This is a genomic window from Flavobacterium tistrianum (assembly GCF_003254545.1).
In the GTDB taxonomy this organism is placed as follows: Bacteria; Bacteroidota; Bacteroidia; order Flavobacteriales; family Flavobacteriaceae; genus Flavobacterium; species Flavobacterium tistrianum.
Genome location: NZ_QJRH01000072.1, coordinates 1 through 13,421, shown reverse-complemented (window position 1 = coordinate 13,421; position 13,421 = coordinate 1). Strand labels below are relative to the sequence as shown.

Here is a 13,421-nt window from a genome sequence, read left to right as displayed (position 1 = left end):
AGGGAATTTAGTTTTCTTCTAGTTCTTTAACTTTTTCATAAACTAAATTGCTTTCATAGCCTCTTCGTAACATATAGTCGCAGAATTTTTTACGTTTTTTGAGTTGGTTAGTTTCAGAAATGCTTCTCCAACATCTTTCTGCTAGGTTTTCGAAAGTTTCGAAATATTCTTCAGAAGAAATTTCTTTTAAAGCCAAGGTAATATTCGTTGACGAAATGTTTCTTGCTTTAAGTTCATTCGTGATTCTAATTTTGCCCCAATGCTTGATTCTGTGTTTGCCTCTGGCGAAGCTACATGCAAAACGGGTTTCGTTTAGAAAATTTCCTTCAATAAGTTGTACGACAATACTGTCAATCTCATCAGGTGTCATTTTTAAACTATACAATTTTGAAACTACTTCATCATGACAGCGTTCTTGATAAGCACAAAAATGTTCTAATTTTTGTAAAGCTTCTTTGATGGTAAAAGTGCTGTTCGTCGGCTTTTTCATGCATTTTAACGTTTAAATGAAGTTTTAGTCAATAGGTTATAAATTAATTCTAAAATTTGTTAATATATTATCAAAAGAAATAAATTATAACCTTGTGTATTAGGCTAATTTAAATATTTTTGTACGGAATTTTAACAGTCGTGATATTCTGGTAAAAATCAAGAATTTAACATTTAAGTTTCCATTAAAATACCCAAATGAATATTTATTTTTTTGAAAATAGATTGCCATTTTTTGCTTTTTAGCAAACCAAAAACAAATTTAAAACAAATACCTACTAACATATGATGAGAAAATTACTTTACTCGTTTTTATTTTTTATTTCCTATAAGTCTTTATTCAAAAGATCTTTTACGCCAAGTTTAGGATTGCTTTGTGTTGGGATGTTTTTTGTGGCTTTACAAATGACTTTTTCTCAAAATAGAACAAGTAATGCCACTGGAAATTGGAGCGCGGCAGGAACTTGGGTTAATGCTTCAATCAATAGAACAGGAACCATTACTTCCTCAACAACTTCAAATACTGTTACAGGAGTCTCAACACTTTTTTTAACACAGTTGTCAATTGGTTCAGTTATAACCACTCAAGGAGGAGCAGCAATCGGTACTGTTGCATCTATAGCGAGCAATACAAGTTTAACCTTGACAGCAAATGCATCATCAAACAATACAACACAGACTTACCGTACAACTGGAGGACCTCCAAGTCCAGTAGACAATGTTTCTATAGTTTCAAATCATAATGTAACGGTTAATGGAACATTTACTTGTGCATCATTATTTATTTCTCCTGTGAATAATAATACTTCAACTTTATCATATTCTGGATCTACAAGTCAACTTACTGTAAATGGTATTGTAACTTTGGGGGAAAGTGGTGCTAATAATAGAAGAGGAGCTTTAAATATGACAAATGGGGGATTACTTATTTGTCAAGGTTTTGATCTCGCAAATAGCAGTGGTTCAAATACTTTTACTTCGGGCTCAGGTACAGTTCAATTAACAGCTACAAATACTTTACCTTCAACAATATTTACAACATTTAACAATCTAACTGTTAGCTCAGGAACTACTACATTAGGCACTGGATTGACAGTAAATGGTAATTTATCAATTACAGGAGGAGGTTTAGCTAGTGGAAATAACAATCTTACGATTACAGGAAATTTTACGAATGCTGGAACATTTACTCCTGGAACAGCAACAGTAACTCTAAACGGTAATAATAATAATCAATCTTTTAATGTTTCAAATTTCTATAATTTGACATTAGCTGGAACGGGAGCAAAAAGTTTTACAAATGCAACTACTATTGCAAATTCTTTGGTTATTAACTCGGGAGCAAGCGCAAATTTAGGCACCCAAAATCATACTGCTGCTTCTCTAACTTATGGGACAACAACTGCTCCTACAGCTTCTTCTTGGGGTAGTTCAGCATCTTTGGCTACAAATAAAAACACTACTTATTTTGGGAGTTCAGCAACTGGAATATTAAATGTTACATGCGCTTATTTTACAAGTGTTAATCCAATTACAGAGGTCATACTAAATACGTTAGACAAAACGAGTTCCAATCTTACAACAAGCCCAGCTTATGAAGACTTTACTTCAGATACGCCTACTACATTAGTTAAGGATCAGTTCTATGTATTAACAGTAAAAGGAAATACAACTGGATATACAAACGGTTATTATACAGCCTATTTTGATTGGAATAACAATGGTGTTTTCACAGACTCGAATGAAAGTTATACAATAGGAACTATTAATAACTCAACAGGGGCAGATGGTGCTATAACATCTGTTTATTTACAAATTCCGTCAACAGCAGTAGCAGGAAATATTAAAATGCGAATCGTAGCGAGAATGGGAGGTTATTCTGGTGGTCCTTGTGTTGCAAGTGGTAGTGCGGGACAGATTGAGGAATATACAGTTACTCTTCTGAATTCTTGTTCAGGAAATCCAACTTCAAGTACCACTGTATCATCATCTTCATCGGTTTGTCCTAGTTCACCTTTTACATTGTCTTTAGGAAGTACATTTGTTGATGGTTCAAATTATGTTTGGCAAAAGTCTACAGATGGTACCAATTGGACAAATGCAACACCAACATCGACTAATTATTTCTATAGTAACTTTTCTACTCCACAAGCAGCAAACACAACAAGTGGTGATATTTCACTTGCAGGTGGTGACTGTATTATTAACGGAACTGAGTTGATCTTAACTGATACTAGTCTTAGCGGACATAATAGTGGATTCTTTATTAGTAAGCCAACAAATAGTAACATCAATGCTTTTACAGCTACTTTTAAATATAGAATTTGGGGTACAACTACGGGAGGAGCAGGAGCAGATGGTATGAGTTTTAGTTATGGCAGTAATGTAGTGGCAGGTGCTGGAGGAGGAGAAAATGGTGAAGGAGATGGTATTATAATTCAATTTGACACTTATGATAATGAAGGTGTTACGAGCGGTGGACGTGTAAGGGTCTTATACAATAATGTTAGATATTTTACTTCTGCTATTAATGCAGTTGCCTTAAGAAATGCATCTTATCGAGATGTTGTTTTAAGAGTTGATGCCAATGCAAAATTATCTCTTGTGATTGCAGGCGTAACTGTAGTCTCAGACCTTTTCTTGCCAGGTTATAGCGCTGCAGACAAATCATCATGGAAATTTAAGTTTTCTGCACGTACTGGAGGAGAAAATGATAGACATAGTATAGATGATTTGTCAATTGATTTTCTTGATACAACAGGATCAAATTCAACATTTACCACTTCTCAAACAGTAAAAACATATTATCGTGCTTTAGTAACTTGTGGGTCTAATACTACCGTTGCATCAACACCAGTTATGGTAGATGTAACATCAGCAACAATTACTCCAATGACATATTCAACATGTACTGGAGTGGCTTTCACGGTAACACCAGCAAACGGTACAAACGGAACAATTCCGGGTAGTACAACATATACATGGACAGCACCAACCGTTACTGGAGGTTTAACTGGTGGGGCAGCAAATACGGTTGCAGCATCTTCTATAACAGGAACATTAACAAATACTACATTAACAGCTCAAACAGCAACTTACACTGTCACTCCAATTACAGGAAGTTGTTCAGGTGTACCTTTTACGTTAACAGTTACTGTCAATCCAAACAATACAATATCATTAAGTTCTGCTGCAAATACAAATGCACAGACTGTATGTATTAATACTGCGATTACAGATATTAAGTATAATACAACAGGAGCAACCGGAGCGACGTTTTCAGGTCTTCCAACAGGAGTTACAGGAAGTTGGTCAGGAAATGTAGTGACCATAAGCGGAATTCCAACGGTAAGTCAGGCAAGTGCATATAACTATACGGTTACTTTGACAGGTGGATGTGGAACTATTACAGCTACTGGTAGTATAACAGTAAATCCTACAAGTGTTGGCGGAACAATATCAGGAAGTATTTCTGGATGTGCAGCTTCAAGTGGTACAACTTTCACATTAACAGGTAATGTCGGTAATGTAGTGCAATGGGAGTCATCAACTGATAACTTTGCTACTGCTGGTATAGCAATAGCAAATACAACAACTAGTTTAACAGTTTCTAATGTTAACGTTACAACTTATTATCGTGCATTAGTAAAAAGCGGAAGTTGTTCTTCTGTTTATTCATCAATAGGAAGTATAACAACAGGAAAAGTGACTGCTACAGCAGCTACTCTAACAGTATGTAATGGTTTTACTGCTAACTGGAATAAAGTACCGGGTGCAAGTACTTACTTATTAGATGTTTCTACTTCTAATACTTTTAGTCCTTTTGTTACTGGTTTTAATGGTAAAGATGTTGGAGATGTCTCTTCTTTTGCAGTAACAGGTCTTTTGCCTAATACAACATATTATTATAGAGTTTATCCGATTTATTCTTGTGGTGTTTATGCTGTCGCATCTAATGTTGTTTCAGTAACAACTGCTGCATTGCCAACAGTTGCAGCGATAGGTGGTGGTGCTAGTTCGGTTTGTATCGGAACTACGACTCCTGCTTTTACGAATAGTACTACTGGTGGAACGTGGTCGATCACAAATATTACGGGTAATGCAAGTATTACTTCGGGGGGTGTTGTTACAGGAATAGCTTCGGGAACAGTAACGGTTGGCTATACTGTTACAAATGGGTCATGTTCTAGTACTGCTACAAAATCCTTAACAGTAAACCCAAACAATACCATAACGTTAAGTTCAGCAGCAGGTACAGATTCGCAAACAGTGTGTGCTAATACTGCAATCTCAGATATAACCTACGCTACAACAGGAGCTACAGGTGCAACATTTTCAGGTTTACCTGCTGGAGTTACTGGAGGTTGGGCAGGAAATGTAATTACAATTAGCGGAACTCCTACTACAGAAGTAGGTAGTCCATTTAACTATACAGTTACTTTGATCAGTGGTTGCGGAAACATTTCAGCAACAGGAACCATAACTGTAAAACAAGTGTCTTCAGCACCATCAATTACAAAAAACAATGATGTATCCTGCGGTAGTTTTGGAAGCATAACTCTGACAGGTTTATCAGGAAATTGGACGATTAATCAGACAGGAACGACTACTTTGCCGAGATCATTTTCTGGCACAAGTTCTACTCTTCCTATTCAAGATTTAGTAGTAGGAACGTATTACTTTACAGTTACAAATGATGTAAATTGTACTTCAAGTTCGGTTACTGTTAAGATAGATGACATTACTTCAAATACAACATGGAATGGTTCAGGATGGTCAAATGGAGAACCCGACGGAAGTAAAAGCGTAACGATTTCGTCAGTTGTACCAAGTCAGCCTTTTTCTGCCGCTAAACCAAATATAACTGCATGTTCTTTAAATATTAATGTTCCAAATGGGGCAACAGATCCTGATGTAATTATTCCGTCTGAAATGACTTTGACTATTACAAACGGAATATCAAGTAATGGTAAATTGACATTTGAAAGTGGATCAAGCTTATTACAGGGAGCAAGTGCAGTAAACACTGGTAATATTTCTTATAAAAGAAAGGTTAGTATGCGCCGTTATGATGTTGTTTATTGGTCTTCGCCAGTAACTCGTTCGCCAATTTTTACATTACATGATTTATCACCAAACACACTTTGGGATAAATATCATAAATTCAATTCTACAACGGAAAAATGGACACTAATTAGTAATGGAACAGAAGAAATGGTAAAAGGAAATGGTTATAGTATCAGAGGACCACAAAATTTTGATTTGGTAACTCCTCAAATATTTGAAGGTGTATTTGTTGGGGTGCCAAACAATGGAGATGTTTCATTTAATGTACAGCCCAATAAATTTAATTTGATTGGTAACCCTTATCCTTCTCCAGTAGATGCCGGTGAGTTAATGCTAGAGAATAAAGATAAACTAGGTTCATTATATTTTTGGACGCATAACCAGCCTCCTCAATTTGATTCGGGAACAAATAGTTTTAAATACCTAAGCTCAGATTTTGTTGTTTTTAACGGAACAGGTTCGGTACGAGTAAATAATGACGTTGTTACTGGTGCAGATGAATTTAAGGGTTACATTGGCGCAGGTCAAGCTTTCTTCGCAATACCACCTGGAACTGCAATTAAATTTAAAAATGAATTCCGTAAGGGAAGTTCAGAGAATACCCAATTTTATAAAACAGCTAAAACCAGTAAAATTGAAAAAAATCGTCTTTGGCTGAATATTGCTAATTCGCAAGGAGCTTTTAAACAGATATTAGTTGGTTATATTGAAGGTGCAACTAACGGTATTGATGTGGATTATGACGCGGTTACAATGGGAAGCAACTCTTATATTGATTTTTATACGCTTAACGAGAACCAAAAACTAACAGTTCAAGGTCGAGCACTTCCTTTTGATAATACAGAAGTAATTCCTTTAGGATATAGAAGCGGTGTTGATGATAAGGGAGATCGTAACTTCACGATTTCTATTGATCACACAGACGGATTTTTTAATACTCAAGCTGTATATTTAGAAGACAAAGTAACAGGCAAAGTAATAGATTTAAGAAAAGAAAATTATACTTTCTTTAGTGCGGCAGAAACAAATGCAACTCGTTTTTCTCTTCGTTATACAAACAAAACTTTAGGTACAGGTGAATTTGAAAATCTTGAAAATACAGTTTTAGTTTCTGTTAAAGACAAAACTGTAAATATTACTTCATCTAAAGAAACAATAAAAGAAGTAAATGTTTATAACGTTGGAGCGCAGTTATTATATACTAATAGTAAAGTAAATGCTTCGGAATTGCAAATTAAAAACTTGCATTCTACAGATCAGGTACTATTGGTAAAAATAACCTTAGAAAATGGTCATACTTTTACTAAGAAAGCTATTTTTTCTAATCTATAAATAATTTATCAAAATATTTATAAGCCCATTCCTTAAAAGAATGGGCTTTTTTATGCACAAAAATATCCCTAAATCTTGGTATTGTGTGCTTTATTGCAACTTTGTAATTTTAGCTTAATTCTTACAATATTAACTTTAATTGCATTGTTTTGATTAGAAATTTATTCTATTGCCTAACCCTATTTTTATTTTCGCCAGATTCAAGCCTTTTAGCACAACAGGGAAAAATTGACCAGTCATTTAATGTATTTGATGACGGACAAAACGGAGACGGATTTGATGGGGCTGTACGAACTCTCCTCATGCAGAGTAACGGCAGTTTGATTGTTGGTGGCGATTACCTAAGTTTACACGGATCTCCAGTTTCTTATCTTACTCGTTTAAATCCCAATGGCACTATTGATGAAAGTTTTAATACGGGCACAGGTTTTAATGGGAAAATTTATGCATCCTATCTACAGCCAGACGGGAAAGTTATTTTGGGTGGGAATTTTACAATGTACAACGGAATTAATGCTGGAAGACTGATTCGCTTAAACCCAGATGGGTCTTATGATTCTACTTTTAATACCACGATAGGAGCAACAACAGGAATTGTTTATGATATCGCAATGCAGTCAGATGGGAAAATAATAATTGTTGGAAGTTTTACAAAATATGCAAATTCTACTGTAAATAGAGTAGCGCGTTTGTTTCCAAATGGAATTCTGGATACTTCTTTTTTGACGGGCTCGGGTTCAGCTTTAAATATAACACATGCGAAAATAACTGACGATGAAAAAATAATTCTTACGGGAAATTTTATCACATTTAATGGAGTTTCAGCCAATAGAATTGTACGTCTAAATAGTAACGGAAGTTTCGACTCGGCTTTTAATTGTGGTACGGGTTTCAATGATGATGTTAATGCCATTGTGGTGCAACCTGATAAAAAAATCATTTTAGGGGGAAATTTTACCACTTTTAATGATATTGTAGCCAATCGCCTTATTCGTTTGAATACTGATGGAACGAAAGATGAAAGTTTCCAAACAGGCTCTGGTTTTAGTAAAGAAGGAGTCCAAACGCTCAAAATGGATTCATACGGAAATTTAATGGTAGGCGGATCTTTTACCGGATTTTATAATAATAGTGAAGTTAATAGATTAGTCTTTCTTAACGCAGATGGAACCTTAAAATCAGATTTTGATATTGGTTCAGGACCTGCTTCTGCATCTGTTTTATGTTTAGAATTTGATGAAGAAGATTCGTGGTTTATTGGAGGTTCTTTTTCTGTTTTTAACGGACAAAATCAAGGGCGATTAGCTAAAATTAACAGTGATGGAGAACATGATATTGGCTATTTGTCTTCAGGTATTGGTTTTGATAATTCTGTTTTGAGTATTTTGCCTCTTCTAAATCAGAAAATAATTGTTGGAGGTAATTTTAATAAATTTAATGGAATAGCAGTTTCTAAATTGACTTGTCTTTTAGAAGATGGTTCTATTGATGCATCTTTTAATTCTGGAAAATCTGGAGCAAATAACGTAGTAAAGACAGCAATTTTACAAGCTGATGGCAAAGTTATTATTGGAGGAAATTTTACAAAATATAATGATGTAATTGGTAATAGAATTGTTAGGATTTTTTCAAATGGAGAAATAGATAATTCCTTTAATATTGGTGAGGGATTTAATGGACAAGTTTACAGACTTGCTATTCAGCCTGATCAGAAAATACTCGCTGTAGGAGCGTTCACAAAATACAATGGATCAAATTTAAATGCTAATGGGATTGTTAGACTTCTTCCCGATGGATCAAAAGACATTAGCTTTAATATTGGCTTGGGAGCTGATGGTATTATTGATGCAATTGTTATACAACCTGATGGGAAAATTCTTCTTGGAGGGCATTTTAAAACGTTTAATGGACAGTCTTTTTCAGGTTTGGTTCGTTTAAATCCTGATGGGAGTATTGATTCTAGTTTTGATATCCAAAATGGTTTTGATAAATATGTTTATGCAATAGCACTTCAATCGGATCAAAAGATTATTGTTGGAGGTTCATTTTTAACTTTTGATGGGATTTCTCAAAAAAGAATACTTAGGCTGAATAGCAACGGAAGTCTTGATGCAACATTTGAATCTGGAACAGGTTTTAGTAAAGGAGATGTTCGTTCTATTTTAATACAGCCCGATGACCGAATTTTGGTTGGAGGTTCTTTCTCGGGAACATATAAAAATACCGCATCTTCTAGACTTGTTAGATTAATGTCTACAGGAGCTATTGATAATTCCTTCATTGCACCTCTAAACAATACACTTTTTGAGATGAAATTTACTAACGATTATAGATTACTCATTGGAGGTAATTTTAATTCGGTTTCTGGTATTTCGAAACATAGAATTGCTCGTTTAAAACTTTGCGTGAATACTACAGTTTGGAATGGAATCTCATGGTCAAATGGTTTTCCTTCTGCAGGAAAAGATGTCTATTTCAAAGAAAATTTCCCGCAGTTAACTACTGCTGCTGTTTGCGGGTGCTATATTGATAATGGCAAAACAGTAACCTTGCTAGAGAAAAATGCTCTTTCGATAGAGTTTGGATACACGGGGGCTGGAACTTTGATTTTGGAAGATTCGGCTAGTTTATATCAGTCAGATGATGAAATAGTAAATACTGGGATTATTCATTTAAAAAGAAAAACAAAGCCGGTAATTCGCTATGATATGACGTATTGGTCTTCACCGGTTGATAAGCAGACAATGGCAGATTTTTCGCCCAACACTCTTGGAGATAAATACTATTGGCATGACCCAATTTCTAATTGGGTTATAAGTTATAACGGAACGATGATAATGACCCCAGGGCAAGGTTACTGCATTAGGGCACCGCAAAATTATTCTATTACAGAGCGGCAAATGTTTGAGGGAACTTTTAAGGGTATCCCGAATAATGGTAAAATAGACGCAGAATTTAAAGTTGCGGACGGTTTTTATCTCATCGGAAATCCGTATCCTTCTGCAATAAATGCAGATCTTTTTATAAAATCAAATGCTTCAAAAATCTATGGAGCTCTTTATTTTTGGACACACAGCACGCCTCCTTCCAATGGAAAATATTCAGCAGATGATTGTGTTGTATATAACCTTTTAGGTGGAGTTGGAATAAGTTCTTCTTTAAATTCGGAAAATTATACTACTACGCCAGATGGCATAATAGCTTCTGGGCAAGGCTTTTTTGTACAAAGCAAAGGAGAAGGCTTTATTCAATTTAACAATAGTATGAGAATTAAAACTCATAACAGTTCATTTTTTAGACCAAGCAATAGTGCTCAACCTGAAAAAGGAAATGACAAACTTCGATTTTGGCTGAATCTTCATAATGGAAAAAATGCTTTAAAGCAAATCCTATTGGGTTATGCCAAAGAAGCTTCAAACTCATTAGATTATTATGATGCTGTATCTTTCGGTTCAAGTCAAGAGATTGATTTTTATAGTATTTTAGAAAATAAAAAACTAACTATTCAAGGAAAAGCTATGCCTTGGATAGAAAGCGACTTTTTTAGTTTAGGATATAAAACGAATGTTAAAACCACTTTGAATTTAGAGATAGATCATCAGGATGAGTTGTTTAATCAAATAGATATTTTTTTAGTGGATAAAACTTTAAACAAAATTCATAATCTTTCTGAAAGACCATATCAATTTGATTCTGAAGTGGGAACTTTTAATAATCGATTTTCAATAGTTTATGCTAACAAAACTTTAGGAAATGCAGCTCTTGAAGAGGATTCTAAAAGCATTATGATATATGTCAAAAATCAAGTCATAAATATTGAGTCATTTGATGAAAATATTAAAGTAGTAAGAATATTTGATATTTCTGGAAATGAATTGTACAAGAGAGACAAGCTTGAAACTAGAAAGATGGCTGTTCAAAATTTGTTTTCTCCTCATGAGGTTTTAGTAGTAAAAGTCATTTTTGAAAATGGCAAATCAACTTCAAAAAAAGTGATTTTTTAAATAATGTAATGAAATGACTTCATAATCCTTTTGTAATTTTTACAAAAGGATTTTTTTATCAAAATATTTGCATAAATAGTTGATTATGTGTGGTTTATTTGTGTTTTAACAGTTTTTTCTTATTTTGTGTGTTTTTTGACATAAACATGTTAAAATTATAGTTTAATATTATAACTACAATTTCAATGTAAATAAAATCGTACCTTGTAGTAAAGTTTAATCGATAAAATGCATATTAAATCGATTAAATGTTTCTATAAGCCTTGCAATTATTTTTTTCTTCAAAATCACACTTCAATAACTGCCATTTTATCTGCCTTCGATTGATTGTAAAACTGGAGTGCTCGTTTTTATTCTGTATTACTCGATTTTACAATTAATCTTGTTGAGTTTGAATTTATTTTTCAATTACTAAAATGCCACAAGATGAAAAAAAAAATACTTACTGTGCTGAATCTCTTCAGCTTTTCAACTTTAGTAACTTATGTGGAGAAACCGCTTAATTTCAATTTGAGATTTAAATTTCTTCTTATTTTATTTTTCTCAATTTTTTATACGACTTCTGAAGCACAAATTGTACATCCAATTACAACTAGTGGTTCTCTTCCTCTTCCTGCAGGGATGGATGTTGTTACTGTAGAAGCATGGGGTGCAGGGGGAGCTGGAGGTGCTGCCTTAGCAGGAGGAGGTTCAGGAAGAAGTGGCGGAGGCGGAGGCGGAGGGGCTTACGCAAGAGGAACAATTACAACAACAGGACTCTCAAGTTTGAATGTCGTAGTTGGGGCAACTGCTTCTGGAGGAACTGATAATGGGGCTCCGGGAGGAGCATCAAGCATAACAGGATTTACAAGTTCTTTCAATGCGCCTGGAGGTCAGGGAGGAAATGCTAATATTGCAACAAACTCTAATCCAACCGGCGGAGCTGGAGGTACTGGGGCCATTGGAAACCTTGCTACTGCTAATGGTGCGGATGGAGGTCCAGGTGGAAGTGCCTTATTGGGTTTACTTCTTACTTCTGGTGCTGGAGGAAATGGAGGTAACTTTGGTGCTGGTTTAGGAGGTGCAGGAGGCGCCGCAAGAAGTACAGTAGTATTGGCAACAAATCCAGGAAATCCAGGAAGTATATACGGAGGTGGTGGTGGCGGAGCGATAAGTGCTTCTACTTTACAAAATGGAGGAAGTGGCGCAAGAGGACAAGTTAATATTACCTATACCTGTAAAACCTATAGCGTAACATCAATTTCGGCAACAAATGTTTGTACGTCTATTGGAAGTAGCTCTCAAGTGCAATTGTTAAGTACCCCTGCCAATTTACCAGTGGGAACATATACAGTGACCTATCATAGAAGTAGTCCTGTGGGTAATAATTTGACAGCAATAATGACTGTTACCACGGCAGGATCGGGAACTTTTACGGCTACTGGATTTACTAATCCAGGAAATAGTAATATTGTCGTTGACTCTTTAACATCGGTAGATTGTACCTCTTCAATAGGTTTGTCAACCCAAATAAATATAACAGCTCAGCCAACAATTACTCTAGGAACAGCTAATGCGGTATGTACAAGTGCAAGTGCACAAACAACTAATTTGAGTTATACTGGAACGACAAATTCTCCAACAAACTACAGCATTACGTGGAATGCAAGTCCTGCCAATACTTTTTTGCCAGTTTCAAATGCAACTTTACCAGCAAGTCCTATTACTATTGCAATTCCAGCAGGAACTGCTGCTGGGACATATACAGGGACACTTACTGTTAGTAATGCTGGATGTGTATCTGGGACAAACAATTTTACAGTTGTTGTAAATCCATTACCGACAATTACATTGGCTAGTACTACGGCCGTGTGTACAAGTTCAAGTGCTCAGAATACAACACTTCCTTATACTGCAGTTACTAGCTCCCCAACGACCTACAGTATTACATGGAATGCCAGTCCGACAAATACTTTTTTGCCTATTTCAAATGCAGCTTTACCCGCGAGCCCAATTAATATTGCAATACCAGCAAATACAGCAGCAGGAACATATACGGGAACTTTAACAGTAAAAAATGCTGCTGGATGCACGTCTACAACAAATAATTTTACAGTTACTGTGAGTGGACCACCAACCATTACCCTTGGTACAGCAACACAAGTTTGTGTTAACGCTTCGGCTCAAACGTCAAATTTGAGTTATAGCGCCACAACAAATTCTCCAACAACTTACAGTATAACTTGGAATGCCAGTCCGACAAATACTTTTTTACCAGTTTCAAATGCTACGCTAGGATCTAGCCCGATCAGTATTGCTGTTCCTGCTGGAACTGCTGTTGGAACATATACAGGAACTTTAACAGTAAAAAATGCAACTGGATGTGTGTCTACAGCAAATAATTTTACTGTAACAGTAAATCCTTTGCCAACAATAACATTAAGTGCTACTACGGCTGTTTGCACAAGTTCAAACTTGCAGAGTACCACATTGCCTTACACGGCAACAACCAATTCTCCGACAAACTACAGCATTACGTGGAACGCCAGT

Annotated in this window: 4 protein-coding genes; 3 read left to right on the top strand and 1 reads right to left on the bottom strand. The window is 35.4% G+C overall.

Translation table 11 applies throughout. The annotated features are described in order from the left end of the window. Window positions 1–7: 7 nt before the first annotated feature. Window positions 8–490 (bottom strand): regulatory protein RecX, encoded by a 483-nt coding sequence (locus tag DMB71_RS16860; RefSeq protein ID WP_111368079.1) that lies wholly within the window; start codon window positions 488–490, stop codon window positions 8–10. Window positions 491–774: 284 nt separating this feature from the next. Here DMB71_RS16860 and DMB71_RS16855 point away from each other — a divergent pair, with 284 nt between their 5' ends. The 3 genes from DMB71_RS16855 to DMB71_RS22000 form a co-directional block, all read left to right on the top strand. Then, the gene (locus DMB71_RS16855) at window positions 775–6,888 is read left to right on the top strand and encodes a GEVED domain-containing protein (RefSeq protein ID WP_111368078.1); all 6,114 of its coding nucleotides are present in this window, start codon (window positions 775–777) and stop codon (window positions 6,886–6,888) included. Between the two features lie 149 nt (window positions 6,889–7,037). Next, window positions 7,038–10,892, top strand: a complete 3,855-nt coding sequence (locus tag DMB71_RS16850; RefSeq protein WP_111368076.1) for a T9SS sorting signal type C domain-containing protein — start codon at window positions 7,038–7,040, stop codon at window positions 10,890–10,892. 426 nt (window positions 10,893–11,318) lie between these two features. Then, window positions 11,319–13,421 (top strand): beta strand repeat-containing protein (locus DMB71_RS22000; RefSeq protein ID WP_394336384.1); only part of this gene is annotated, 2,103 nt, incomplete at its 3' end.